Annotated in this window: 21 protein-coding genes; 13 read left to right on the top strand and 8 right to left on the bottom strand. The window is 58.8% G+C overall.

Features of this window, described 5'->3' with window-relative positions; all coding sequences use genetic code 11:
- The first annotated feature begins 3 nt into the window (after window positions 1-3).
- Together EDC28_RS08535 and EDC28_RS08540 are read left to right on the top strand one after the other, a co-directional pair.
- Window positions 4-3,147, top strand: a complete 3,144-nt coding sequence (locus tag EDC28_RS08535; protein ID WP_123421324.1) for an efflux RND transporter permease subunit — start codon at window positions 4-6, stop codon at window positions 3,145-3,147.
- Window positions 3,147-4,046, top strand: a complete 900-nt coding sequence (locus EDC28_RS08540; RefSeq protein ID WP_123421325.1) for a cation diffusion facilitator family transporter — start codon at window positions 3,147-3,149, stop codon at window positions 4,044-4,046. The genes EDC28_RS08535 and EDC28_RS08540 overlap by 1 nt, the downstream gene beginning before the upstream one ends.
- Window positions 4,047-4,076: 30 nt before the next feature.
- Here EDC28_RS08540 and EDC28_RS08545 read toward each other — a convergent pair whose 3' ends face one another.
- Entirely contained in the window at window positions 4,077-5,870 is a 1,794-nt protein-coding gene (locus tag EDC28_RS08545; protein ID WP_050658124.1) for a M4 family metallopeptidase, read from the bottom strand.
- Window positions 5,871-6,197: 327 nt separating this feature from the next.
- Here EDC28_RS08545 and EDC28_RS08550 point away from each other — a divergent pair, with 327 nt between their 5' ends.
- From EDC28_RS08550 to EDC28_RS08570, 5 genes are all read left to right on the top strand, one after another.
- Window positions 6,198-7,259, top strand: a complete 1,062-nt coding sequence (locus EDC28_RS08550; protein WP_050658125.1) for a 3-deoxy-7-phosphoheptulonate synthase — start codon at window positions 6,198-6,200, stop codon at window positions 7,257-7,259.
- Window positions 7,259-8,368, top strand: a complete 1,110-nt coding sequence (tyrA, locus tag EDC28_RS08555) for a bifunctional chorismate mutase/prephenate dehydrogenase (protein WP_123421326.1) — start codon at window positions 7,259-7,261, stop codon at window positions 8,366-8,368. Before EDC28_RS08550 ends, tyrA begins: the two co-directional genes overlap by 1 nt.
- 123 nt (window positions 8,369-8,491) lie before the next feature.
- Window positions 8,492-9,142 carry a hypothetical protein gene (locus EDC28_RS08560; protein WP_123421327.1) on the top strand — a complete coding sequence of 217 codons (651 nt, stop codon included), beginning with the start codon at window positions 8,492-8,494 and terminating at the stop codon, window positions 9,140-9,142.
- A gap of 328 nt (window positions 9,143-9,470) precedes the next feature.
- Entirely contained in the window at window positions 9,471-10,079 is a 609-nt protein-coding gene (locus tag EDC28_RS08565; protein ID WP_211355728.1) for a hypothetical protein, read from the top strand.
- Between the two features lie 142 nt (window positions 10,080-10,221).
- Window positions 10,222-10,758, top strand: a complete 537-nt coding sequence (locus EDC28_RS08570) for a glycine zipper 2TM domain-containing protein (RefSeq protein WP_123421329.1) — start codon at window positions 10,222-10,224, stop codon at window positions 10,756-10,758.
- A 23-nt stretch (window positions 10,759-10,781) separates the two neighbouring features.
- On the opposite strand, the gene EDC28_RS08575 is transcribed toward EDC28_RS08570, so the two are convergent.
- Genes EDC28_RS08575 through EDC28_RS08585 form a run of 3 tightly spaced genes read right to left on the bottom strand, consistent with a single transcriptional unit; the run spans window position 10,782 to window position 13,497 of the window.
- Window positions 10,782-11,432, bottom strand: coding sequence for a MarC family NAAT transporter (locus tag EDC28_RS08575; RefSeq protein ID WP_050658130.1), 651 nt, complete (start codon window positions 11,430-11,432; stop codon window positions 10,782-10,784).
- A 59-nt stretch (window positions 11,433-11,491) separates the two neighbouring features.
- Window positions 11,492-12,775, bottom strand: a complete 1,284-nt coding sequence (locus tag EDC28_RS08580) for a hypothetical protein (protein ID WP_123421330.1) — start codon at window positions 12,773-12,775, stop codon at window positions 11,492-11,494.
- On the bottom strand, window positions 12,772-13,497 hold the full coding sequence (locus EDC28_RS08585; RefSeq protein WP_050658132.1) for an SDR family NAD(P)-dependent oxidoreductase: 726 nt from the start codon (window positions 13,495-13,497) through the stop codon (window positions 12,772-12,774). The genes EDC28_RS08580 and EDC28_RS08585 overlap by 4 nt, the downstream gene beginning before the upstream one ends.
- Window positions 13,498-13,578: 81 nt before the next feature.
- Between EDC28_RS08585 and EDC28_RS08590 the strand changes: the two genes are divergently transcribed.
- Window positions 13,579-14,358, top strand: coding sequence for an IclR family transcriptional regulator domain-containing protein (locus tag EDC28_RS08590; protein WP_050658133.1), 780 nt, complete (start codon window positions 13,579-13,581; stop codon window positions 14,356-14,358).
- Between the two features lie 4 nt (window positions 14,359-14,362).
- Here the strand turns inward: EDC28_RS08590 and EDC28_RS08595 are convergent, their stop codons facing one another.
- Window positions 14,363-15,133 carry a CoA-transferase subunit beta gene (locus EDC28_RS08595; protein ID WP_050658134.1) on the bottom strand — a complete coding sequence of 257 codons (771 nt, stop codon included), beginning with the start codon at window positions 15,131-15,133 and terminating at the stop codon, window positions 14,363-14,365.
- Window positions 15,126-15,980: a CoA transferase subunit A gene (locus tag EDC28_RS08600; RefSeq protein WP_050658135.1), complete on the bottom strand. Its 855-nt coding sequence runs from the start codon at window positions 15,978-15,980 to the stop codon at window positions 15,126-15,128. Before EDC28_RS08600 ends, EDC28_RS08595 begins: the two co-directional genes overlap by 8 nt.
- A 287-nt stretch (window positions 15,981-16,267) precedes the next feature.
- Here EDC28_RS08600 and EDC28_RS08605 point away from each other — a divergent pair, with 287 nt between their 5' ends.
- From EDC28_RS08605 to modF, 5 genes are all read left to right on the top strand, one after another.
- Entirely contained in the window at window positions 16,268-17,260 is a 993-nt protein-coding gene (locus tag EDC28_RS08605) for a Bug family tripartite tricarboxylate transporter substrate binding protein (protein ID WP_123421331.1), read from the top strand.
- A gap of 41 nt (window positions 17,261-17,301) precedes the next feature.
- Window positions 17,302-17,808, top strand: coding sequence for a tripartite tricarboxylate transporter TctB family protein (locus EDC28_RS08610; protein WP_123421332.1), 507 nt, complete (start codon window positions 17,302-17,304; stop codon window positions 17,806-17,808).
- 63 nt (window positions 17,809-17,871) lie between these two features.
- Entirely contained in the window at window positions 17,872-19,353 is a 1,482-nt protein-coding gene (locus EDC28_RS08615) for a tripartite tricarboxylate transporter permease (RefSeq protein ID WP_050658138.1), read from the top strand.
- Window positions 19,354-19,401: 48 nt separating this feature from the next.
- Window positions 19,402-20,616: a 3-oxoadipyl-CoA thiolase gene (pcaF, locus tag EDC28_RS08620; RefSeq protein ID WP_050658139.1), complete on the top strand. Its 1,215-nt coding sequence runs from the start codon at window positions 19,402-19,404 to the stop codon at window positions 20,614-20,616.
- A gap of 81 nt (window positions 20,617-20,697) precedes the next feature.
- Window positions 20,698-22,119, top strand: coding sequence for a molybdate ABC transporter ATP-binding protein ModF (modF, locus tag EDC28_RS08625; protein WP_123421333.1), 1,422 nt, complete (start codon window positions 20,698-20,700; stop codon window positions 22,117-22,119).
- A gap of 44 nt (window positions 22,120-22,163) precedes the next feature.
- Here modF and EDC28_RS08630 read toward each other — a convergent pair whose 3' ends face one another.
- Both EDC28_RS08630 and EDC28_RS08635 read right to left on the bottom strand, forming a co-directional pair.
- Entirely contained in the window at window positions 22,164-24,056 is a 1,893-nt protein-coding gene (locus EDC28_RS08630) for a TRAP transporter permease (RefSeq protein ID WP_083445782.1), read from the bottom strand.
- A 5-nt stretch (window positions 24,057-24,061) separates the two neighbouring features.
- Window positions 24,062-24,994, bottom strand: coding sequence for a TAXI family TRAP transporter solute-binding subunit (locus EDC28_RS08635; protein ID WP_123421334.1), 933 nt, complete (start codon window positions 24,992-24,994; stop codon window positions 24,062-24,064).
- Between the last annotated feature and the right edge of the window lie 120 nt (window positions 24,995-25,114).

Consider the following 25,114-nt stretch of genomic DNA (forward strand, 5'->3'; position numbering starts at 1 on the left):
AGCATGCTAAATCGTATTGTTGATTGGGCCGTTGCCAACCGGCTGCTGGTGGTGCTGGCGCTACTGGGGGTGATGGCTATGGCGGGGTGGCTTATTCCCAAGCTAAACCTCGATGCCTTCCCCGATGTTACCAATGTGCAGGTGACGGTAAACACCGAGGCTCCCGGCCTTGGCGCCGAGGAGGTGGAGCAGCTTATCAGCTACCCTATCGAATCGGTGATGTACGCCTTGCCAGCGGTGGAAGAGGTGCGTTCCATTTCAAAAACGGGCCTCTCGGGCGTGACCGTGGTGTTTAAAGAGGGCACCGACATCTACTTTGCCCGCCAGTTGGTGTTTGAGCGCCTGGAGGCGGCAAGCGCCCTTATCCCAGATGGAATAGGGGTGCCGCAGATGGGGCCCAATACCTCCGGCCTTGGCCAGGTCTACCAGTATCTGCTGGTGGCCGAACCCGGCAGTGGTTATGACGTTATGGCGCTTCGTAGCCTGAACGATTACCTGGTCAAACTGATGTTGATGCCGGTTGAAGGGGTCACCGAGGTGTTGTCCTTTGGCGGCGAGGTGCGCCAATACCAGGTGAATTTAAGCCCCTCGCGGCTGCTTGCCTATGGGCTCACCCAGCAACAGGTGCAGGCGGCGATTGAGGACAACAACCTCAATGTGGGCGGCTGGTACTTGGACCGAGGCGCCGAGCAAATGGTTATTCGCGGCACCGGCTGGCTGGCATCAGGTGACAAAGCGCTGGATGAACTTCGCAAGCTCCCCCTTAAAACCGCCGACGGCGTCGTGGTGCGGGTTGAAGACGTAGCCCAGGTGGAGCTTGGCCCGGAGATCCGCCAAGGCGCCGTAACCATGACCAAGCGCGGCGAGGGCGATACCCCGCAATCGCTGGGGGAGGTGGTGTCCGGCATTGTCCTTAAACGAATGGGGGCCAACACCAAAGCCACCATCGATGGCATCAAAGCGCGGGTTGAGCGCATCAACCAGGCCTTGCCCAAAGGCGTGCACTTTGAGCCGTTTTACGATCAGGCCTTCCTGGTCAGCCAGGCGGTGGGCACGGTCGAGAAAGCGCTAATTGAAGCCCTGGTGCTTATTGCCATCATCCTCACCCTGTTCTTGCTCGATCTGAAGGCCGTTACCCTGGTGCTGGTGTCGATTCCGCTGTCGGTGGGGATGGCGTTGATGGTGATGAGCCTTCATGGCAGCTCGGCCAACCTGATGTCCCTTGGCGGGCTGGCGGTGGCCATCGGCATGATGGTGGACGGCGCCGTGGTGATGACCGAGAACATCTTCAGGCGTCTTGGAGCCAAGGCGCCGGGCACCTCGGCGCGCCAGCAAGTGGTGCTGGCGGCAAGGGAAGTGGCCAAGCCGGTGTTCTTTGCCGTTACCATCATCTTGGTGGTGTTCGCGCCGCTCTTTGCCCTCGAAGGGGTGGAAGGCAAACTCTTTAAACCCATGGCCATTTCCATCATGTTGGCCATGGCCACCTCGCTGGTGGTGTCGCTGACCCTGGTGCCGGCCCTTGCCAGTTACTTCTACCCAAGGGGCGTTAACACCCGGGTGAGCTTGGTGGTAAGGGTTACCGAGGGCGGTTACCGGCGTTTGCTCGGCTGGGCCATGGGCCACAAAAAGGCGCTGCTGGGCGCCGCCTTGTTGCTCTTTGTGGGGGCACTGGCCCTATTGCCGCGCCTTGGCACTGAGTTTGTGCCCGAGCTTGAAGAGGGCACCATCAACTTGCGGGTGACCCTGGGGCCCTCCACCAGCCTGGATAACGCGCTTGAGCTGGCGCCCAAGCTAGAGGCAACTTTGATGGCTTTTCCCGAGGTCACCTATGCCTTGTCGCGCATCGGCCGCGCCGAGATAGGGGGCGACCCGGAGCCGGTCAGCAATATCGAAATTTATATCGGCTTGCTGCCCACCGGCCAGTGGACCAGCGCCCCGGATCGCCAACACCTTCAACAGCGCATGCGTGACGCGCTGTCGGTCTTCCCTGGGCTGCTGCTCAATTTCTCCCAGCCCATTGCCACCCGGGTTGACGAGCTGCTGTCCGGGGTCAAAGCCCAACTGGCGGTAAAGCTGTTTGGGCCAGACTTGGCAGTGCTAACCGCCAAGGGCCAGGCCATTGAAACGCAAATAAAAAACATTGCCGGCACCAAGGACGTGGCCCTTGAGCAAGTCAGTGGCGAGTCGCAACTGGTGGTGTCTCCCAAGCGCGATGCCCTTTCCCGTTATGGCCTGTCGGTGGGGGACTTGATGCGCTTGGTTAGCCAAGGGCTGGGCGGCGCCAGTGCCGGACAAATCATCAACGGTAACGAGCGTTACGACATCTACGTGCGCCTGGATAACGCCTTTCGCAAGGATGCAAGCCGCATCGGCGAGCTGCGGCTGCGTGCCCCCGGCGGCGCCTTGTTGCGGGTAGCCGATATCGCCGATGTGCGTTTTGCTTCGGGGCCGCCGCAAATTCGCCGGGACGACGTGCAGCGCCGGGTGGTGGTGCAAGCCAACGTACAAGGGCGGGACATGGGCTCGGTGGTGGCTGACATCAAGGCGGCGCTCAGTGCCAAGGTGGCGCTGCCGGCGGGTTACTCGGTGGAGATTGGTGGCCAGTTTGAAAACCAGCAGCGGGCTCAAAATCGGCTGTTGGTGGTGGTGCCGGTTTCCATTGGCCTTATTGCCCTGCTGCTGTATTTCGCCTTTGGCTCGGTTGGCCAGGCAATGCTTATCCTGGTTAACCTGCCGCTGGCGCTGATTGGCGGCATTGTCGCGCTTTACATCAGTGGCCAGTATTTGTCGGTGCCGGGCTCGGTGGGTTTTATCACCTTGTTTGGGGTGGCGGTGCTGAACGGTGTGGTGCTGGTAGAGGCCATTAACCATCGCCTTGAAGCGGGCCAGAGCTTGCGCGAGGCGGTGTTTGAGGGGGCGGTATCAAGGCTCAGGCCGGTATTGATGACGGCCACCACCGCCGCGTTGGGGCTTATTCCCATGCTGCTGGCAACCGGCATCGGCTCAGAGATCCAAAAACCCCTGGCAACGGTGATTGTTGGCGGCCTGGTGACGGCCACCTTGCTGACACTCTTGGTGCTGCCGGTGTTGTATCCCTGGTTCTCAAAAGGCAAGCTCAGAGAATTGAGCGCTGGCAAGGAGTTGTAATGAGCCACAGTCATCATCATCACGGCCACGACGACGTGGGCAACATCAAGGTCGCCTTTTTTCTCAACCTGGGCTTTACCCTGATAGAGATAGTGGGGGGCCTGCTCACCAACTCGGTGGCCATCTTAAGCGACGCGGTGCACGACTTGGGCGACAGCCTGGCCCTTGGGCTCGGCTGGTGGCTTGGTAACAAGGCCAAGGCCGGCCCCAGCGCCCGCTTTAGCTACGGGCCAAAACGCCTCAGCCTGCTGGCGGCCCTTATTAACGCCTTGGTGCTGGTAACGGGCTCGGTGTTGGTGCTAAGCGAAGCCATCCCCCGGCTTTGGGACCCGCAAATGCCCCATGCCGGGGGCATGATTGGCCTGGCGATACTGGGGATAGCGGTTAACGGCGCGGCGGTGTTTCGCCTCAAAGGCGCCAAAAGCCAAAATGCCAAGGTGGTCAGCTGGCATTTGCTGGAAGACGTGCTGGGTTGGGTGATGGTACTGGTGGTAGCGGTGGTGATGCTCTTTGTGAAGTGGCCGATACTGGACCCGCTGCTGTCGGTGTTCTACACCGCCTTTATCCTCTACAACGTGGTGAAAAACCTCTGGGGTACGGTGCTGCTGTTTATGCAGGCAACTCCGGCAGACATCGATTTGGCGGCGGTTAAACGCGATATCCTGGCGATTGATAACGTCAGCGACGTTCATCACCTCCATGCTTGGTCCTTTGACGGCGAGCAGCATGTGGTGACCGGCCATGTGGTTGCCCATCATGCTCTGGACGCTGGCGACTACCTGGCGCTCAAATCGGCGTTGGCGGGGCTTTGCCAGCATTACCCCCTGGCCCACACCACCTTTGAAATCGAGTATGGCGACGAGCCTTGCCGATTATCAGAACCTCATCATGCACATTAAAAAAGGGCCGGTTTAACCGGCCCTTTTTCATTAGTTGTTGTAACTGCCCACTAGGCTGACACCAGAGTAGCTGGAGTAGCCCCGCAGCATCACATAGTAGGTGCCGCTTTGTGGCGAATTGAACGTGCAGGTTTCATTGTTGCCGTTGCGATAAGGGCGACAATCATAGCTGCTGGTGGTCGGCGTGCTGCCAAAGCGCACGTACAGGTCGGCATCACCGCTACCGCCGCTGATGTTAAAGCTAAGGCCGCTGGCACCGCTCGGTACCGACAGGGTCCAGATTTGCTGTGAGCCGGACGAACCGCTGATGCCAGTCACGGCCTGGCCGTTGGTCAGGGTGCTGCCACTGGGCGGCGGTGTGCTGCCGCAAGAGGCGTCAACATCGACACCGCTAAAGGCCGCTTCCACGTCGCTGACCGAATAGCCAAGGTCGTCTGCGGCCTGGGCAACGCCACAGGCGGCATCGTCGTAGTCGGAGTTGGCGTTCCAGTACAGCTGGTTGGCGGTAACGAAGGCTTCAAAGGCTTTGCGGGTATTCCAGCCGCTGGTGGTGGCCAGCAGGTAGAAGGCGCGGTTAAAGACCCCGGAGCTGTAGTGCACATCCAGGCCGCTGTAGTAGTCGTCGGCACTGTCGATGGAGGCACCGTCGAGGCTCGGCTGGTTCATGTAACGCAGGGCACCGGAGCCTTTGAAGATCTCGGCACCCACTTTCCAGTCGTTGCTGCCCTTCATGTAGTACTCGGCGGCTTCGCCAGCCATGTCAGAGAAGGCTTCGTTGATACCGCCGCTCTGGCCGGAGTAGGTCAGCCCGGAGTTTTGCTCTGTAAAGCCGTGAGACACCTCGTGGGCAGAGACATCAAGGCTCACCAGCGGGTAGAAGGTGGAGCCGCCATCGCCGAAGGTCATGGCCGAGCCGTCCCAGAAGGCGTTCTGGTAGTTGTTGCCGTAGTGCACCTTCATGGTCAGCTTGAAGGTCAGCGGGCTGGTGTTAAACCAGTCGGAGTACATGTTGAAGATAACGCCACCAAAGTAGTGGGCATCGTTCAGCGGCGAATAGGCGCCGTTTACCATGGGCTCGGTGCTGTTTGGGCAGGTGAATTGATGCACAGAGCCGCCGGAGGTGGCGTTGTTCATATCCACCGTGGTGACGTTGGTGTTGTCCATGCGGCAGTTGTCGTCCACCACCAGATAGCCGTAGTCGGTGCCGTAGTAGTACTCGCCGGTCTTGGTGTTACCGCCGGGGCCGGTGGCGTTTTGTGAAAAGGTCAGCTGATCCCAGGTTTTAAGCACCGCGCCGGTGTGGGCATCGATAAGGGTAAAGGGTCGGCGCGGGTTGTCGCCGGCCACAAACTGGTCCACCTGGTACACCAGATGAGCCTGCTGCGCCTCGTCCAGCCAGATAAACAGCTTGGCATTGGAGCGGTCCACCTTCTTCAGCCCGGCATGGCGCTGGGCTCGAGCCACGGCCATTTTCTCCGACAGGGTCGGGGTGACATCCGGCAAGTCGCCATCAATGCCTTCAACGTAGCGGCCCACCAGGTTGGAGTAGATCCCCATGGCATCGGTGTCGGCCACTACCGACACCCCGTACACCTCGACGCCTTTATAGTACTGGCGCAAGCGGGACTTACTGGCTTTACCCACCTTAACTGCCTGACCTTTAAAGCTTTGGCTGTCGCTCAGGCCCAGCATTTTCACCGGATCCTGGTCGGCTCCCATCGCTTGAAAGCGCGGGCTGTTGGGTTTGATGTCAACAATAGTTGCCGACATGGCAGGGGTGCTGACTGCAACCGCCAAGGCGGCCAATGCGAAAGTTCTCTTCATGTAGTCCTTCCTTAACCTTTGTTTTTAATTGGCTTATTGACGTCCACTCGTTTTGGTGGACATGCAACAGTTACGTAACAAAGTCAGAAATTGCAACTAAAGCGTAAAAAACAAGCAAATGTATTTATTGCGATGTGTTGGTATGCCTGTCAAAGGGGGTTGTGGCACAGTCGATTGCCAATAAAATCGCGGTAAGGGCTAGGAAAATAGGGGCTGCAATGGTAGTGTCTGGGTCGTTGCGTAGGCTGGTTTTATCCAAAGTCAATACAGATTTCGATTGAAGCCTTGCCTTGTTGTGTAAATAAAAGTTTAAGCAAGGTGTAAACAATGCAAAGAGATGCCCTTAACAACGTTCATATCCGTGGCGAACAAGTCCTGGTTTCCCCCGCCGAATTGAAAGCCGCCATTGCGGTCTCAGAACAGGCCCTGGCCCAGATAGCCAAGGCCCGCCAGACCATTGCCGACGTGATCTGCGGCCAAGACGATCGCCTGTTGGTGGTCTGTGGCCCCTGTTCTATCCACGACATCGAAGCGGCCAAGGCCTACGCAACCCGTCTTAAGGCGCTTCACGATGCATATCAGGACCGGCTCTATATCGTCATGCGGGTGTATTTTGAGAAGCCCCGCACCACGGTTGGCTGGAAGGGCCTTATCAACGATCCCCACCTAGACGGCAGCTTTGCGCTGGAAACCGGCCTGCGTCTGGCCCGTGAATTGCTGGTCTGGCTGGCGGAGCTGGGCATGCCGGTGGCGACCGAAGCTCTCGACCCCATCAGCCCGCAGTATTTAGCAGAGCTTTTTGCCTGGTCAGCTATCGGGGCCCGTACTACCGAATCCCAGACCCACCGGGAGCTGGCGTCCGGTTTGTCGATGCCGGTGGGCTTTAAAAACGGTACCGACGGCAGCCTTTCCACCGCAATTAACGCTTTACAAGCCGCGTCCCAGCCCCATTGTTTCATGGGGATCAACCAGAGCGGCCAGGTGGCGGTGCTTCAGACCGAGGGCAACCCGCATGGCCACGTGATCCTCCGTGGCGGCAGCACGCCGAACTACGATGAAAGCTCCGTAAATGATGCTTTACAAAGCTTGCAAAAAGCCGGCCTTAACGAAGCCATTATGATTGACTGTTCTCACGCAAATTCCGGCAAGGATCACCGTCGTCAGCCGATGGTGGCAAGGGATGTGTTGCGTCAGCGCCAAAACGGCAACGGCGCCATCATGGGCGTGATGCTCGAATCGAACCTCGTAGAAGGCGCCCAAAGCGGTGGCCCGCGTGAGTCATTGGTTTACGGGCAGTCGATTACCGATGCCTGCATGGGCTGGGACACCACCGCTCACCTTTTGGAAGAGCTGCACGGCGGCATGCAGCAGGTAGAGGTAGCGTCCTGATGCTTGAGGATCTGCGTAATCGCATCGATGCGGTGGACAAAGCGCTGCTCGATCTTCTCGACCAGCGCCTGGCGCTGGTGCGGGAAGTCGGTGAGGTCAAGCGGGAGCATGGGCTGCCGATTTACGCACCGGACAGGGAGGCCAGCATGCTGGCCTCCCGCCGTGAAGAAGCGCAAAAACGGGGCCTGAGCCCCGACCTTATCGAAGACATTCTGCGCCGCTGCATGCGCGAGTCTTACCAGCAGGAAGTGGGGGCCGGCAGCAAGTGCCTGCGCCCGGATCTTGGCCGGGTCGTGGTGGTGGGTGGGCGAGGGCGCCTGGGTAAGCGCTTTGCCGAATACTTTACCGCCTCGGGCTATCAGGTGTCGGTGCTGGATAAAGACGATTGGCACCAGGCAACCGAGCTGCTGGCCGATGCCGGTCTTGTCATCCTGAGCGTGCCGATTAATGTCACCGAGGCGGTTATCGAGGCGCTGCCAGCATTGCCAGCTCATTGCACCTTGATGGATCTCACCTCTATCAAGGAACAGCCCCTCGGCTGGATGCTGGCAAAGCACCCAGGGCCGGTGCTTGGGCTGCATCCCATGTTTGGGCCCGATGTGTCCAGTTTTGCCAAAGAGGTGGTGCTCTATTGCCAGGGCCGGGGCGACAACGACTGGCTCATTGCCCAAATGGGGCTGTGGGGCGCCAAACTGGTGGCGGTTGACGCTGCCGAGCACGATGCCAGCATGGGCTTTATCCAGGCGCTTCGACACTTCAACAGCTTTGCCTATGGCCTGCACCTCAAAGCCAGCGGCGCTGACCTCAATAAATTGCTGACCATGAGCTCGCCCATCTACCGCTTGGAGCTGGCCATGGTGGGGCGCCTTTTTGCCCAAGACCCTTCGCTGTACGCAGACATTATCCTGTCCAACAGCCAGCATCTTGGGGTGATAAAAGGCTTTCGCGAGCAGCTCAATCAGGTAATTGCCTTACTGGAAGCCAATGATAAGGCAGGTTTTATTGAGCGATTCGAGGAAGTTGCGTCCTATTTTGGTCCATTAGCATCCGATTTTATGCACGAAAGTCAGCTACTCTTAGCCAAGAGCAAGGACAGCCGCAGTGGTTGATACAGGGCGCCAGCCGTCTGCTCGTATCCCACCTGTTGCTTCGCTCATCTTTACCCCAACCGGAATTTTTAGATAAAATCCGTTCGGCGCCAGGAAGGCGCCTTAACCATCAAGGACTTGATCATGATGAGAACCGTACTCTTTTTAGGTTACGGACTGCTGTTGGGGGCCTATCCCCTGTCCGCCCTGCTTGCTCCGAATTTGGCTTTCAATCCGTTTTTTGCCGTGATGCTGGTAGTGCTGTGGCTTGGGCTGTATAGCCATGCCCGCCGCGCCCCGGTGCTGCTGCCCGGTATCTGGCAGGCATTGGCGGTGGCTTTGATGCTGCTACTGCTGTTCCAGGGCCTGACCGCCTGGCAATACCATATTCTGTCACCCGATCATCACTGGTACGATTTTTCCGATACCAACAGCCTCTCTACCTTTCTGGTGCAGCTGGCGCTGCTGCTGCCCTGGGTGGCGCTGATGCTGCGCTACGGCGATTGGCGCCACCCGGCCTGGCTAAAAAGCCCCAAGGGCCGCTGCGCCCAGTGGCTGGTCGAGCACTTTGACGGTGAGGGTCGCTTGCAGCTCTTTACCCTGGGTTACGACCTCAAGGCCGAGATCATCCCCAAAGGGGTGGCCGTAACCTTGGTAAGAGGGCGCCAGCAATTCCACCAGGTTTTGCCAGACCTTTATCACCTTGCCGATTTTTTGCTGGCCAACACCCCCTTTATGGACGACTTGGTCGACGAGCCGCTACCTGCGGCCGAAGACGGCGCCTTGGTTCGATAACACAAAATCCCAGCCTTGGTGGCTGGGATTTTTACTGCTAAGCCGATGCTGCCGACACCTTTCTTCCCTTGCTCCCGTTGCCATCTTTGGCAAGAGATCAGCTGATATGCAAAAGCTGGCCTTAGTTGTTGCATTGCTGCTTATTGGCCTCTGGTGGTGGCAAGTCAAGCCGGCGCCGCCCGGAACGCCTAAAGATAAGGCGCCTGTACCTAGCGCCCAAGCTTCGCCGCCGCCACTCCTTGCTGAGCCTAAGCGCCCGGCGGGTGAGATTGAGGCAGCGCCTGCGGGTGCGCCGCCAGATAACATCGCCATCTTGCAAGGGCGCTTGGTGCCCTTTGATTACGCCTTTGATGTGACCAAGCTGCTGGACGCTGCTGCTGCCTGGCCGGACATCGATGCCGAAGCCATGTACCGCCTGGCAGAAGGTATGGAGCGCTGCGCCTTACCTCCCAGCCAGGCAACCGAAGAAGAGCGCCTCTGGCTGACCCATTGCCAAGAGCTGCCAGCCGCCTGGCGGCAAAAAACCTTTATTCAACAGCTCAAAGTCGCCTCGGCTGACCAGGGGTTTATCCTTGGCCAACTGATGCAGGGCTTTATGCTGAGTTATCAGGCTGACTCGGCCCGCTTTGAAGGGCGCGACTGGGCGGCCTTGCAGGCCAAAGCCATCAGCTACTTTCAGGCCGCGGCCGACCAAGGCGCCCTCATGGCGTTGGCGGTACTGGCCAACGCCTACGCTGACCCCAATAACGGCGAGTACTACCAGCCGGTCAGGGCCCTGGCTTACACCCGTTTTTTAAAGGCGCTGGTGCCGGATTTCTCGGCGCCGGGGCTGGAGAGTCGGGTGGCGGACTTACCCTACTACGACAAAGACGAAGCGGCCGAGCAGCAACGGGCACTGGAAGATGCCTGGCTGCAGCTGCCGCAGCTCTGGCGCTAGCCATTCAGTTTTCTCTCAGTTTCTGCCTGCAATCTGAATGCACCTGCAAAGAAGGCCGCTTTCTTCACAGCGTTCAGCCTTGGCAATGGGTTGGGTGCCTAAGGTTGGTCGGGTCTCTTGTAAGAGGAGAGGAGGGAGAACAATGAACAAATCCATGGTTGCAGGTATTGCCGTGGGCGTGGCTCTGGCCGCCGGTGGCGGCGCCATCGCCGAATATAACCTTAACGACGGCCAGGACTATGCCAAGGTGCTGGACGTGCAAGCGGTCACCAAAGACATCAGCACCCCAAGGCAGGTGTGCCAGGATGTCACCACCACCGTCAGAAAACCGGTTCAGGACGAGAACCGTGTGGCCGGCTCGGTGATTGGTGCTGTGGTCGGTGGTGTGCTGGGCCACCAGATAGGTGACGGTAATGGCCGAAAGATCGCCACCGTTGCCGGGGCGGCGGCCGGTGGTTACGCCGGTAACCAGGTGCAGAAAAACATGCAAGACGGTGACCTCACCACCCGCACCGACCGCAAGTGTCACACCGCCTACGACCGCTCGCAAAAGCTGCTGGGCTACGACGTCACTTATGAGCTGGATGGTAAGCAAGGCAAGGTGCGTATGGCCCATCGCCCCGACGACACCATACCGGTACAAAACGGCCAGCTTCAGTTTGAAGCGCCCAACAGCTAAAAAGGCGCCGCAAGGCGCCTTTTTTATAGTCCCAGACCCGATTTTATCTTGGCAAGCAGGTCCGGGTCCGTTACCCCGTTCACCACAAACTGCACCGCGATACAGAAGATCAAAAAGCCCATGATCTTGGTCAGGGCCTGCATGCCGGTTACCCCCAGCCAACGGGTAATGAAATTGGAGGCCAGCAAGGTCAGGTAGGTGATCACCCCCATGATGAGCACGCCAAGGATGATGGCCAGGTAGTGCGTGACGGTAGTGGCCAAGGTCGCGAGGGTAATGATGACGGCAATGGCGCCGGGGCCGGCCAGGCTCGGCATGGCCAGCGGGAAGAAGGATACGTCCTTGCGCTGCCGGTTTTCTTTGTGGGCAGCATCGGTAAAGCCCTCGTCCCGAGGGTAGAGCATGCCGATGGCTACTCTGCCGACCAAGATCCCCCCGGCGATGCGCACCCCCGGTAGGGAGATGCCGAAAAAACTCATGATAAGCGTCCCAGCCAGCAGGAACACCACCAGGATGGCCACCATGTAAATCACCCCCATCTTGGCCTGTTGCCGGCGCCAACTGGGCAAGTCGCCTTCGGTAAGGCCAAGGAACAGCGCCGCCGTGCTGAAGGGGTTAATGATGGGCAGCAAGGCGGCAACCGTGGTAAGGGTGAGCTCGAAAAAGTGGTTCATGGCAAGGCGTCCTTTCTGGCAACCTCACCAGCTTATCAATATCCTGATAAAAATCAGCCCTATGCGATAAAGATCATGGCGCCGATGGCAAGCGCCAGACTGGCGGCCACAAAGGGCAGGTTATGGCGCCGCAACGCCGGGTAGGGCAGGCCATAGCGGGACACCATGGCCAGCATGGTACCGGAGAAGGGGTTGGCCACCACACCGATGCTCCAACTGGCAAGATAGGTAAAGGCCAGCAGGTTGGGGTCGACCGTCATCGCCTGGGTCCAGGAACCAGCGATGGCAATGGAGGCAATGGGGTGCAGCCCCAGGTAGGCAAGTACCACTATCCCCACCAAAATGGCGGCGGTATGCCAATGATTGAGGGTTACCGCCATGTGCCCGGCCCCCAGCGCGTTAAAGGCGCTGGAAAGCCCCACCGCAAAGACCCCGGCCGCCAGGAACAGGCAAAGCTCCCCGCCCATGGCTGGCATTTGCAGCCGCCCGTGGCGGGCAACGTCTTCTAGCCCCTGGCGGCCGCCGCCCAGGCCCTTTATCAACAAGGTGATCAGGGGCGCCGCGCCCGACACCAACAGCGGAATGGAAAGAGTGGGCTCAAAATGGCTGATGGTCAGCACCAGCAAGGTGAGCGCCAGGGGAATGGCCAAGGACCCCAACGACACCGGAAAACCGTTAAAACCCAGGAACTCGGTTTTGTCATTAAGCCTTATCTGCCAAACGGTGATGGCCATCATCAGCAAGGAAAGGGGCAGGCCCCAGTGGATCAGGCTGCCAAGGCTGGCCCCCGGCGCCCAGCTCAGGGCCAGCGCCATGCCGGCCATCAAGGGTGACCAAAACATGCTGGTGGTAAAGGCGCGGGCCAGCAGCGAGCCTTGGTTGAGGGTCAGCGGCTTGTGGGCGCTTAAACGGTCACCGGCGATATAGAGTGCCGACATATTGATGGCCGCTGAAAAGGCGTGCACCCCAAGCAGGGTTTGCCACAGTGCCCTTGGCCCCTGGGCCAGCTTGCCTTCCTTGCCCTTGGGGGGCAGGCACACCAGCTTGAGCATGCCGGCGCCCATGATGATGCAAATCAGCGGCATGTTGATGGCCAGGGCCCGCTGCCACTCCACCGCCTTGCCCATGTACAGCACCATGGACATGGGTGCCAGGCCACAAAGGCTCAGCAGCAGCACCTGATTTCTCAGCAGCGCCGACAACCTCGGCAACTGGATAAGGGCGGCCAGCCACAGCGGCAAGGCCCCCCAATAAAGAGGAATGGGCAAAAAGAGATGCGCCACCGCCAGGGTTAGACCGGTGGACATCAACAGTGTGATCAGGGTGCGGGCCCCTTCGGTCATACCGGTGCCAGCCCGGTGGTAACACCGCCGCACACATAGAGGGTCTGGCCGGTGATAAAGCCGGAACGCTCGTCGAGGAAAAAGCTCATGGCGTGGGCCACATCTTCTGGCTGGCCCATGCGGCCGACCGGAATGTTGTTGACGATTTTCTCCGCCTGGGGGCTGCCGGGGGGGTTGTTTTCCCAAAAGGCGCCGGTGGCGATGGGGCCAGGGGCGACGTTGTTCACCGTGATGCCAAATGGCGCTAGCTCCAAGGCCCAGGTGCGGGCCATGGCCAACAAGGCGCCCTTGCTGGCGCTGTAGGCGCTGCGCTCGGTTTTCCCCAGTACCACCCGGCTGCAGTTGTTGACAATGCGGCCAAAGCCCTTGGCCTTCATGACCGGGCTCAGCGCCTGCACGCAGTGCAGCGCACACAGGGTATTGAGGTGCATCAGCTGCAAAAAGTCTGCTTCGCTGACCTCTTCCATCAAGGCCGGTTTTACCAGACCCACGTTATTTACCAACCGGGTGATGGCAAACTCCTCGGCCAGGGCCTTAACCAGGGTAGTGGTGGCTTTGCCGTCACTTAAATCAATCTGGTAGTGGTGGGTCAGGGAGCGGGCCTCGGGGGGGTTGATGTCCAGTACTATCACCTGATAGCCCTCTTGTTGCAGGCGTAGGCTGATGGCTTGGCCGATATTGCGGGCACCGCCGGTAACAAGGACATAAGGGGCTGAAGACATAGATTAACTCCTGAAGAAACTTGGCGATGGGACCATCATGTGCGATATTCGAACCAAATGTTCGGTATTCAATAAAAAGCCATGGCAGAGCAGCAAAAAAACGACACCGTAGACAAAGACTTTCTGGCCACCTTTGCCCGTGGCTTGGAGGTTATTAAATCCTTCGATGCCCAAACCCCGGCCATGACCCTGACCGAGGTGGCCAAGAAGAACGATCTCTCCCGCGCCTCGGCCCGCCGCTTCTTGCTGACCTTGCAAAAGCTCGGTTACGTGAGCAGTGACGGCAAACAGTTCCGCCTCACCGCCCGGGTGCTGGATCTGGGCTACAGCTACTTGTCGACCCTCAACTTTGGCGGCGTCATTACCCGCTACATGGAAGAGGTGACCTTGAAGCTTGGCGAGTCGTGCTCGGCCTCGGTACTGGACGGCCAGAACATCGTCTACATTGCCCGGGTGCCGGTGCGGGGTCTGCTGCCCATCAACCTGCAAATTGGCGCCAAGCTGCCGGCTTATGCCACGTCTATGGGCCGGGTGCTGCTGGCTGCCATGCCTCAGGAACACCTCGACATCTTCCTGGCCGAGGCGCCCTTTGAGGCTCTTACCCCTTACACCCTGACTGAAGCCAGCCAGCTTCGTGAAGAGGTGGATAAGGTGCGCCAGCAAGGCTACGCCATTAACGATCAGCAACTGGAACTGGGGCTGCGCTCGGTAGCGGTGCCGGTGTTTGACCGCCATCACAATGTCCGTTTTGCGTTGAATGTCAGTACCCATGTGTCCAAGGTCTCGAAAGAAAAGCTGATCGCCGAATTTGTACCGTTACTGGAAGAAACCGCAAAAAAAATCACGGCATCGCTGCCGTGATTGTTCAGTTGTAAGCGGCCTGGGTCCGGGCATTCAGATCCCGCAATATGGCCAGCTCCTGCTCGGTCGGGGCAGGGGTGGTGGCCACCTTGTCTGCCACTTTTAGCGGCCAACCGGTGGCTGCGACCACCTGCTCGACGCTCACCCCGGGGTGTACCGAGGTTAGGGTCAGCTCGCGGCTGACAGGATCTGGCTCCAATATCCCTAAATCGGTTATCACCATGGCCGGGCCCTTGCCGGGTAGCCCCAGTTTTTCACGGCTGTCGCCGCCATCGAGAAAGCCCACCGAGGTAATGAAATCGAGCTTTTCAACAAAAGCGCGGTTGGAATGCTTGAGGGTAATAAGCACCCGCTGGCAGTGGGAGGCTATCTCCGGCGCGCCGCCAGCGCCAGGCAGGCGCACCTTGGGATTGGCGTAGTCGCCAATGACGGTGGTGTTGATGTTGGCAAAGCGGTCAATCTGGGCGGCGCCCAAGAAGCCGGTGCGAATTTTGCCGCCCTGCAGCCAGTAGCGGAACATCTCCGGCACCGACACCACGCCTTTGGCGGTATCGGCCAGTTCGCCGTCACCGATGGACAGCGGCAGCACCTGCGGCTTGGTGTCTAAGGTGCCGCTTTCATAAATCAGTTTGATGTTACGGGCGTGGCCGAGCCGCGCCATGTTGGCGGCCGCGCTTGGCAGGCCGATACCGACAAAGCAGACATCGTCTTCGGCCAGCATCCGAGATGCCGCCACCGTCATCATTTCAGAAGAGCTGTAGCTCGCCTCAGACATAATCGGCCTCGCGCAGTTTATCCATGAATTGCTGATGGTCCTTGGAGTCCAGCACGTATTGCTGCATCCAGGCGCTGAAGGTGTCGTAGTCCCGCGCTATGGCATCCCACTTGATATAAAAGCGGTTGTTGCGGGGGTAATAGCCGCTGGCATAAGAAGGGAAGGCGCCCATGGGCACGCAGCACACCGCTTCAATCACCCAGGACGGGATGATGGTGCCGCCCTGGCTGTCATCAACGCTCTCGACAATCTCTTCAACGGTGACAATGGCTACCTTGGCTGCCAGCACCGCTTCTTTTTGCACCCCGACGATGTCTTTGAGCCAGACATTGCCTTCCTTATCGGCCTTTTGGGCGTGAATGATGGCCACGTCCGGGTTGATGGCTGGCACTGCCGCCAGCACCTTGCCGGTAAAAGGGCAGGTGACCGACTTGATGTTGGGATTGACGCTGGCATAAGAGGTGCCCTGGTAGCCGTCAAAAATGGCGACCGGCAGGCCGCTGGCGCCGGCCGCATAGGCGTTGGCCATGGCGGCGTGGGCGTGCTCTTCTATGGCAAGCGGCTTGGGGTTTTGGTTCTCGAAGGCATCGCGAAAGCGGTGCAGGGAACCCACCCCGGGGTTGCCGCCCCAAGAGAACATCATCTTGTCGACACAGCCCATACCGATGAGCTGGTCATAGATAAGGTCCGGGGTCATGCGAATAAGGGTCAGGCCGGTGATCCCCTGACGGATGATCTCGTGTCCTGCCGCGAAGGGGATAAGGTGGGTAAAGCCTTCCATCGCCACTGTACTGCCGGGCAGAACATAACGACTGATGGCTTCCGTTAAGGTCAAGTGCTGAGCCATGATTTCCTCTATGTTCGTATATCGCACATATGTTCGATTAATGAAAAGCGTAAGAGCTGCCTTAAGGCCTTGTCAAGGGACTTTGCAGGGGGTTTTGTGGCCGGAACTGGACGGATCTGTACTAAAGGCACCGAGTTACAGGGTGTTAGCCTATTTACGCTTCCGTAAAATGCAAATTGCCATAGCCTTTAGTCGTAACTGGCTTGATCGGCTTGCACTTTCATGCAAGAGTCTAATTGTCAGCATTTACGAACAAAAGTTCGATAATCGAACCAGAGGTGATAACGATGAAAAAACGCACATTTGTGGGGGCATTGTTTGCCATGGGCGCCGCCGCTGCGCTCTCCTTTACGTCATCTGCCAGCGCGGCAGGAGACTGGCCGCAGGAAAACATTACCCTGGTGGTGCCTTACGCCGCCGGCGGCACCACCGACATCCTGTCGCGCCGCGTTGCCGACCTGCTGCAAGGGGAACTGGGCAAACCGGTTGTCGTTGAAAACCGCCCCGGCGCCGGCTCCACCGTTGCCACCGCGCAACTGACCCGGGCCCGCGACCCTAACTACCGCATCCTGATGGCCTCACCGGGCCATACCATCGGCGCCGCCATTTATCCTGGCCTGCGCTACGATCCGGTGAACGACTTCCGTTTTATCCGTAACGTCATCAACATTCCCAACGTGCTGGTAGTACCGGCCAACAGCCCCTTCAACAGCGTGGCGGATGTGGTTAAGGCGGCCCGCGAGAAAGACGGTATGGCCTTTAGCTCCTCCGGCGTGGGTAGCTCCATCCACATGTCCGGCGAGCTCTTTAAAAGCATGATCCACGGCAAAATGGTGCATGTACCGTTCCGTGGCTCCGGTGAAGCGCTGCCGGCTCTTATTTCCGGCGACGTAGACCTGTCCTTTGAAAACCTGCCCTCGGTGCTGCCCTCCATTAAAGGCGGCCAGCTCAAGGCCCTGGCGGTAACCACCGCTCACCCCTCTCCTTACCTGCCTGGCGTACCTACCATCGCGGACGCGGGTAAAGACTTGGGTCTTGCCGATTATCAAACCTCCGCTTGGTTCGGCTTGATTGCCAACAAGAAGATGTCTGATGAAGCGGTAACCAAATTGCAAGCCGCCCTCAACAAAGTTATGGCCAGCGACGCATTCAAGCAGTTCCTGCCGCAGATCGGTGCCGAACCTGCCACCGAACAAGGCGAGGCCTTCAAGGAATTCGTAGCCAAAGACGTGAAGAAGTGGGCCGCCGTGGCTGAAGAAGCCGGCATCCGCCGCAACTGATAGACCAAGGGCGGGGGCAACCCCGCCCGAGGAGAAGACCGATGGAAAGCCTTTCCATGACCCAACCCAAATCCCGCTCCCTGCATTTTAACGTCGATGTCCTTTTGGGCATGGTGTTTCTGGTGGCATCGGCCGTGTTCCTGTGGGAGCTGGTGCCCAACTACATCGAGCAACCCGGTTACATGCAGCACCCGCTGCTTTCCCCCCGCTTCTTACCCGAGGTGATGGGCTGGATAGTGCTGGTACTGAGCCTGGGCCTTATCCTCAGCGGCTTGACCCGCCAGGTAGGTAACAGCCAGGAGCGCCTGTTAAAAGACGTTCCCTTTGCCCAGTACGCCAGCATCTTTGTGGCCCTGGTGGTTTACGGCTTCGGCTTTCAATGGCTTGGTGCCATGGTCAGCGGGGTTGCCGCCACCTTATTGCTCTTTGCCGCCCTTAAGGTGCGACACCCTTTGCTGTACGTATTTGCTGTGCTGTTCCCACTGGCCGTTTGCTGGGCCTTTATCAGTGGCTTGAATGTGCCATTGCCCAGCGGTGACCTGTGGTGATCCGATGCAAGGACGCGACGAGCCGTAGCTGGCTCGCCCTGAAACACACTTGAGACGTATCGGATGGAAAACTTTCACGAGGTGCTCAGCCTTTTTCTGAGCTGGAACAACCTGCTGATGATCGCCGTTGGCGTGCTTATCGGCGTTATCATCGGTGCCATTCCTGGCCTTACCGCCACCATGGCTGTCGCCCTGGCGCTGCCCTTTACCTTTGCCATGGAACCCATCACCGCCATTTTGCTGCTGGTGGGGATCTACAAAGGGGGCATGTACGGCGGCTCCATTACCGCTATTTTGATTCGAACCCCCGGCTCGCCAGCCTCGGCCTGTACCTTGCTTGACGGCTATCCGCTGGCCCAGCAAGGCCAGGCCAAAAAGGCCCTGCAAATGGCTCTTTATGCCTCTTGCATCGCCGACTTCATCTCCAACCTGTCCTTGATTTTCTTGGCCGGTTACCTGGCGAAGATCGCCCTGAGCTTCGGCCCGCCGGAGTATTTTTGGCTGATCTGCTTTAGCTTGACCATCATCATTTCGGTGTCCGGCAACTCCATTCTTAAGGGCCTTATCGCTGCCGCCTTTGGCATCATCGTGTCCACCATTGGCCTCGATGCGGTGTACGGCACCCAGCGCCTGACCTTCGATAACTTCGATTTGATGGACAAGGTCAACTTCGTGCCGCTGCTGATTGGTCTGTTTGCCATCCCGGAGATCCTCGATTTCTACCTGACCAAGGCCAAGCCCCATATCCAGTCCGCCGCCAAAGGCGCCTCTGTGACGTTGGGCGAGCTTAAACAGTCGCTAAAGACCATCATCCGAGGCTCGGTTATCGGCGTGATTATCGGCGCCATACCCGGCACCGGCGCCACTGCTGCGTCCTTTATTTCCTACTCCGAAGCGCGCCGCACCTCGCCGCGCAAAGACAACTTCGGCAAAGGGGAAATTGAAGGGGTGGCGGCAGCCGAGTCGGGCAACAACGCCGTGGCCGGTGCGACCCTCATCCCGCTGCTGTCTCTTGGCATTCCTGGGGATGTGATCACCGCCATCATCCTCGGCGCCTTTATGCTGCACGGTTTGACGCCGGGCCCGCTGATGTTCCAGGAAAACATCAACCTCATCTATGCCTTGTTCTGCGGCATCATGCTGAGCTCTGTGGTGCTCTTTATCACCGGTAAGGTGGCCATCCGCTACTTTTCGCTCATCGCCGACATTCCCAAGGCGGTGCTGTTCCCGGTGGTGCTGATGTTCTGTATCTACGGCGCCTATGCGGTCAACAACAACACCTTTGATATCAGCATCATGCTGCTGTTCGGCATTGTTGGTTTCATCTTCAACCGCACCGGTATTGCCGCCGCGCCGTTTTTGATTGGCTTTATCCTCGGCCCCATGTTCGAGGACAACCTGCGCCGCACCATCCTGATTGGCAAGGGCGAAGCCAGTGTCTTCTTCCGCAGCCCCATCGACTGGTTCTTCCTGGCTCTGACGCTGCTTTCCCTGGGTTTTGCCGGCTTCCGTTACTGGCAGTCGCTTAAAAAAGGCAAAGCCTGATATTTCGGGCCGGGCAGCCGCCCGGCCCCTTCAACTCGGTAGCATGTTATGACTGATGCATATATCTGCGACGGTATCCGTACCCCCGTGGGCCGCTTCGGTGGCGCCTTGGCACCGGTTCGCCCCGATGATTTGGGGGCCATGGTGCTCAAATTCCTGCTGGAAAATAACCCCAAGCTGGCCCCTGAGGCCATCGACGACGTGGTGTTTGGCTGCGCCAACCAAGCCGGTGAAGACAACCGCAACGTCGCCCGGATGTCGGCGCTGCTGGCCGGGCTGCCCGAATCGGTCCCCGGCACCACCGTCAACCGCCTTTGTGGCTCGGGGATGGACGCCATCGGCATTGCCGCCCGCGCCATCAAAAGCGGCGAGCAGCAGCTGGTTTTGGCCGGCGGTGTCGAATCCATGTCTCGCGCGCCTTTTGTCATGGGCAAAGCCGAGAAGGCCTTTAGCCGCGAGCCTAACGGCCTTTACGACACCACCATTGGCTGGCGCTTTATCAACCCGCGCATGAAGGCCCAGTACGGAGTGGACGCCATGCCGGAAACCGCCGAAAACGTGGCAGATGATTTTAACGTCAGCCGTGAAGACCAAGATCTCTTTGCTTTTGCCAGCCAGCAAAAGGCCGCCAAAGCCCAGCAAGAGGGCATTTTGGCCGAAGAGATTATGCCGGTAACCGTCGCCCTTGGCCGTGGTAAAACCCTCGAATTCAGTGCCGACGAGCACCTGCGCCCGGACACCACCCTCGAAGCCCTTAACGCCCTCAAGGCGCCGTTCAAGCCAGACGGCAGCGGCTCGGTTACCGCAGGTAACGCATCGGGCGTCAACGACGGCGCCGCCGCCCTTATCGTTGCCTCCAAGGCCGCTGCCGAGCGCCATGGCCTGACCCCCAAAGCGCGTATCGTGGCCATGGCCACCGCCGGGGTGCCGCCCCGGGTGATGGGCATTGGCCCGGTGCCGGCGGTGAAAAAACTGCTGGCCCAGACCGGCATCAGCCTTGATGAGATTGGCGTTATCGAGCTCAACGAAGCCTTTGCCGCCCAGGGCCTGGCGGTACTGCGCGAACTTGGCCTCAAAGACGACGATGCCAGGGTCAACCCCAACGGCGGCGCCATTGCCATCGGCCATCCTTTAGGCATGAGCGGTGCCCGCCTGGTGCTGACCGCCACTCGCCAACTGCACCGCAGCGGTGAGCGCTACGCCCTTTGCACCATGTGCATTGGCGTGGGGCAGGGCATTGCCATGCTGTTGGAACGGGTCTGAGCACCCTTGCGCCAATAACGGCTTTGTGACAAAAACAAAAAGGCGCCCAAGGGCGCCTTTTTTGACCCAGGGAGCCGCTGTATGTGGAGTATCAAAGAGGCCCGGTTTCGGGTAACCCAAGAGCTGAGCCTCGAGGTGCAAGCCTTGAGCTTGGAAAAGGGCGGCTGCCTTGCCGTCACCGGCGGCAACGGCGCCGGTAAATCGCTGCTGCTGCGGGCCATCGCCGGGGAATTAGCGCTGCTCGCCGGGGAGCGAACCGGCCCCAAGAGCGACGCTCTGGTGTCCATGGACCGGCAACTGGCGCTGTGGGATCAGGCCTTTAAAGACGCTAACACCGATTTAGTGAAAGACGACGAAGCGCTGGTGCCCAGTGCCCGCACCCTGCTGGGCGCTACCTTGGCGCCAAAAGCCCTGGCCCTGATTGACGCCTTTGGCCTGGGTCATGCGCTGGAGCGGCCCTTTACCGTGCTCTCCAGCGGCGAAGGGCGAAAGCTGCTGCTTATCAAAGCGTTGCTGAACGAGCCGCCGCTGTTACTGCTGGACGAGCCCTTTAGCGGCCTGGATAAGGGCGCGCGCCAGGCGCTGATGCGTGAGCTTAAAATGCTTATTGGCCAAGGCGCCACCCTGGTTTTGGCCCTAAGCCGCCTGGACGAAGTGCCGGATTTTTGCCCCCAGGTGGCACTGATGGAGCGCTGCGTGTTGACGCGCCTTAGCGACAAAGAGGCGCTGCTTGGCGAGCGCCAGCAACAGGTGCTGCCCGAGTTGCCACCGGCCCCTAAAGCCTTGCCTGAGGTGAGCCGGCCGCTGCTGAAAGTCGACAACCTCAAGGTGAGCTACCAGGACAATCTTATTATCGACGGCCTGAGCTGGACCTTGGCGCCGGGCCAGCACTGGCAAATTGCCGGGCCCAATGGCGCCGGTAAATCCACGTTGCTGTCGGTGCTGACCGGCGATAACCCCCAGGGTTTTAGTAACGAGGTGTACCTTTTTGGCAAAAAACGCGGCTCCGGGGAGACCTTATGGGATATTCGCCAGCAGCAAGGGCTGGTGTCGCCAGCGCTGCACGGCGCCTACCGGGTCAATTGCAGCGCCCTTGAGGTGGTGCTGTCGGGGTATTTTGACTCCATTGGCCTTTACCAAAGCGCCGGCGACAACCTGCGGCAGTTGGCGGCGCGTTGGCTTGGCATTGTTGGCATGGCGCATAAAGCGGGCAGCGCTTTTTTATCACTCTCTTATGGAGAGCAGCGCTTGCTGCTTATCGCCAGAGCCATGGTCAAACACCCGCCGCTGCTTATTCTCGACGAGCCTTACCAGGGCATTGATGAAGGGCACCGTCAGCAAATCAACGGCTTTTTGAGTCTGCTGATGGCCAAAGGGGAAAGCCAGTTGCTGCTGGTTAGCCACCACGACGAAGACATGCCAGTGGGTATCACCCATCAGCTGCTCTTTGAGCAAAACAAGGGCGGCTGGCATTACCGGCAAGGGCCATTGAGTGCAGGATAAAAAAATACCGGGCTAGGCCCGGTATTTTTATCTTAAACCGCTGATTAATCGTCAGCTTTACCCTTTTTCCAGTCCCAAAACATGATGCCAGCCAGGGCCACCAGGGCGCTGATACGCAGCACCGGGTTGTGCACCAGCATCAGGCAGGCAATGGCCAGCAAGACCACCCGCAGCATCGGGCTCAGGCGATTGACCAGACGGCCTTCCACGCCGCAGGCAAAGGAGATGATAAGGCCAATGGTCGCCAGAATGGCCACGGTGAAGTCAAAGGCGGTTTCATCGGCGCGCCAAAGCAGCCCGGAGTAGGCCATCATCAGCGGGATGATGAAAAAGCCAAAGGCGAGCTTGAAGGCTTGCACGGATGACTTCATCGGCGACGCACCAGCAATACCGGCGCCAGCAAAGGCCGCCAGAGCGATAGGCGGTGTCACGTTAGAGGTTTGCGACAGCCAGAACACGATAAGGTGCGCGGTCAGTACCGGCAGGCCGAACTCGTTCAGGGCAGGCACTGCCATCACTGACAGTACGATGTAGGCCGCGGTTACCGGCAAACCCATACCCAGCACCACAGCGGCAATGGCGATGAGGATGAAGGCGCCCCACAGGTAGCCACCGGACAGGGCCAGCAGCGCTTGGGTAAATTGCAGGCCAATACCGGTTTGGCCAACCACTCCCACCACCAGGCCGGCGGTAGCGCAGGCGGCGCTGATGGGCAATATCATCAAGGCGCCGTCACGCAAGCCTTCGAGCAGTGCTGAGAACTTCACCCAGGTTTTGCGGCGGCTAAAGGCGGCCAGCACAATGGCCAAACAGCCTGCCAGGCCCACCAGTACCGGTGAGTAGCTCATCAAGAGCAGCACAGTGATAAGCACCAGCGGCACCAAGTAATGCCAGCCTTGTTTTACCACTACCCGTACTTTCTCGACGTTGTCCATGCCCTTGAGGCCGAGCTTGCAGGCCATCAGGTGCACATACAGCAAGGTACAGAAGAAGTACAGGATGGCCGGCGCGATGGAGACCAAGAGGATCTCGGAGTAGGGCAGACCGGTAAATTGCGCCATCACGAAGGCACCCGCCCCCATGACCGGCGGCATGATTTGGCCACCGGTGGAGGCTGCCGCCTCAATACCTGCGGCTTGCTCAGGCTTGTAGCCGAGCTTTTTCATCATCGGGATGGTAAGAGCGCCGGTGGTCACGGTGTTGGCGATGGCTGAACCCGAGATAGAGCCAAGAGCCGCCGAGGCCAGTACCGAGGCTTTGGCCGGGCCACCGCGATAACGGCCGGCAATGGCGAAAGCGCAGTCGATAAAGAACTGGCCAGCGCCGGTTACCTGGAGCAGGGCACCGAACAACACGAACACGAATACCACGCCGGCGGAGATAGCCAGCGGAGCGCCGAAGACGCCATTGGTTGAGAAGATGTGGAAGCGAATAAGCTCCTGCAAATCAAAACCTTTGCTGGCAAATTCGTCTGGTAGCAGGTTGCCCCACAGGCCATAGGCGAGAAACAGGATGGCGATCAGGCTCATCACCCAGCCCACGGTGCGGCGCGTGGCCTCCAGCAGCAGCACGATTAGCACGGTGCCGGTGTAGAGATCCACGTTACCCAGGCCGTCCAGCAGGAAGCTCAAGTCGTCATAATCAAAGTGCGACAGGCGATAGCCTGCCCAAACCGCGATAAGGGCGCAGATAAAATCGAGTCCGCGACCCAAAAGATAGAGACCGTTGGGGGAACCGTCTTTCTTGAAGGTGGGTTTGACCAGGAAAATGAGGACCAGCACCCAGCTCAAGTGGATGGGCAGGAACACCGGCGCGGAGAGTTCTGCAGCCAGGCCATGCCAAATCTGGAAAACAGTAAGGGCTATCGCAATAGCCCCGATTAAATAATCGAACCCGCCAAGCTTGACGGGTTCTTTTGCGACTTCTTGTTGTTGCATGGGGCTTATTTGCCTTTCATCTCATTGTAATAAGCCAGGCTGCTTGGGTGCAGGGGCGCACCTTCGAGACGTTCCATGTTAGCAACGGTGGTGTTTTTGGCATCGGCGATGACGTTTTTGATTTTGTCCATGTTAGCAAAAGCAGTCTTCACCATTTCGCTGGCCAGTTTCGGGTCCAGATCCTTTTTCACGACCAGCACGTTCCACACGGCAGGGGCTGTGAAGGCCGGTACCTTGTTGTAGGTTTCGGCGGGAATGTCCATGCCAGCATAGGCGGGCAGGGCAGCGTGGATCTTGTCCAACTCGTCTTTACTGAAAGACAGCACGCGGACGTCGCGGGTCAGGGCCAGCTCGGTGATGGCACCGACGCCAGCGCTGCCGATGATAACGCCAGCGTCAATTTGACCGTTGGCCAGCGCTTCGGTGGTGGCGGTGTAGTTCAGGCTCTGGGCTTTGAAGTCGCCTTCATTGATGCCAAGGGCTTTGAGGATGGCGGTAGAACCTACGCGGGTACCGGAACCTGGGGCGCCAACAGACACTTTTTTGCCTTTGAGGTCTTCAACGGACTTGATGCTGGAGTTGGCAGGAACAATGAACTGCACCACGTTGGGGTACAGGGCGAACAGGACGCTAACGTCCATGGGGCGGCGGAAAGGCGCTTCGCCTTTCATCGCGGCCAGCACGGAGTCGCCCATGGCGATACCGGCCAATTGTTGGCCAGAAGCCACTTTAATGATGTTTTCAACAGAAGCGGCGGTAACTTCGGCGCGCATGTTGAAATCTTTGATGTTTTCACTCCACACCTTGGCCAGCATGCCGCCGAAGGGGTAGTAAGTGCCGCTCTGACTGCCGGTACCGATGGTGTAGTTGGCCGCGGCTACAGGCAGGCTGACTGCCAGTGACACGGTCACCAGTGTGCGTTTCAACCAGGATGTCATAGTGGATTTCCTTCTTAGTATTGTGTCTCGCCAGTTTATGAATAATTGGCATTTTGTCAGTGAGACTTTAGTTTAATGTGCTTTTGCTTCACGGCAACGACAGTTGACGTTAGCCGGTCA

The sequence above is a fragment of the Gallaecimonas pentaromativorans genome, assembly GCF_003751625.1.
Taxonomy (GTDB): domain Bacteria; phylum Pseudomonadota; class Gammaproteobacteria; order Enterobacterales; family Gallaecimonadaceae; genus Gallaecimonas; species Gallaecimonas pentaromativorans.

Excerpts from the sequence above, each read along its gene's own strand:
- EDC28_RS08535 (WP_123421324.1), top strand. The coding sequence starts at position 4 with ATGCTAAATCGTATTGTTGATTGGGCCGTTGCCAACCGGCTGCTGGTG.
- EDC28_RS08540 (WP_123421325.1), top strand. The coding sequence starts at position 3,147 with ATGAGCCACAGTCATCATCATCACGGCCACGACGACGTGGGCAACATC.
- EDC28_RS08545 (WP_050658124.1), bottom strand. The coding sequence starts at position 5,870 with ATGAAGAGAACTTTCGCATTGGCCGCCTTGGCGGTTGCAGTCAGCACC.
- EDC28_RS08550 (WP_050658125.1), top strand. The coding sequence starts at position 6,198 with ATGCAAAGAGATGCCCTTAACAACGTTCATATCCGTGGCGAACAAGTC.
- tyrA (WP_123421326.1), top strand. The coding sequence starts at position 7,259 with ATGCTTGAGGATCTGCGTAATCGCATCGATGCGGTGGACAAAGCGCTG.
- EDC28_RS08560 (WP_123421327.1), top strand. The coding sequence starts at position 8,492 with ATGATGAGAACCGTACTCTTTTTAGGTTACGGACTGCTGTTGGGGGCC.
- EDC28_RS08570 (WP_123421329.1), top strand. The coding sequence starts at position 10,222 with ATGAACAAATCCATGGTTGCAGGTATTGCCGTGGGCGTGGCTCTGGCC.
- EDC28_RS08575 (WP_050658130.1), bottom strand. The coding sequence starts at position 11,432 with ATGAACCACTTTTTCGAGCTCACCCTTACCACGGTTGCCGCCTTGCTG.
- EDC28_RS08580 (WP_123421330.1), bottom strand. The coding sequence starts at position 12,775 with ATGACCGAAGGGGCCCGCACCCTGATCACACTGTTGATGTCCACCGGT.
- EDC28_RS08585 (WP_050658132.1), bottom strand. The coding sequence starts at position 13,497 with ATGTCTTCAGCCCCTTATGTCCTTGTTACCGGCGGTGCCCGCAATATC.
- EDC28_RS08590 (WP_050658133.1), top strand. The coding sequence starts at position 13,579 with ATGGCAGAGCAGCAAAAAAACGACACCGTAGACAAAGACTTTCTGGCC.
- EDC28_RS08595 (WP_050658134.1), bottom strand. The coding sequence starts at position 15,133 with ATGTCTGAGGCGAGCTACAGCTCTTCTGAAATGATGACGGTGGCGGCA.
- EDC28_RS08600 (WP_050658135.1), bottom strand. The coding sequence starts at position 15,980 with ATGGCTCAGCACTTGACCTTAACGGAAGCCATCAGTCGTTATGTTCTG.
- EDC28_RS08605 (WP_123421331.1), top strand. The coding sequence starts at position 16,268 with ATGAAAAAACGCACATTTGTGGGGGCATTGTTTGCCATGGGCGCCGCC.
- EDC28_RS08610 (WP_123421332.1), top strand. The coding sequence starts at position 17,302 with ATGGAAAGCCTTTCCATGACCCAACCCAAATCCCGCTCCCTGCATTTT.
- EDC28_RS08615 (WP_050658138.1), top strand. The coding sequence starts at position 17,872 with ATGGAAAACTTTCACGAGGTGCTCAGCCTTTTTCTGAGCTGGAACAAC.
- pcaF (WP_050658139.1), top strand. The coding sequence starts at position 19,402 with ATGACTGATGCATATATCTGCGACGGTATCCGTACCCCCGTGGGCCGC.
- modF (WP_123421333.1), top strand. The coding sequence starts at position 20,698 with ATGTGGAGTATCAAAGAGGCCCGGTTTCGGGTAACCCAAGAGCTGAGC.
- EDC28_RS08630 (WP_083445782.1), bottom strand. The coding sequence starts at position 24,056 with ATGCAACAACAAGAAGTCGCAAAAGAACCCGTCAAGCTTGGCGGGTTC.
- EDC28_RS08635 (WP_123421334.1), bottom strand. The coding sequence starts at position 24,994 with ATGACATCCTGGTTGAAACGCACACTGGTGACCGTGTCACTGGCAGTC.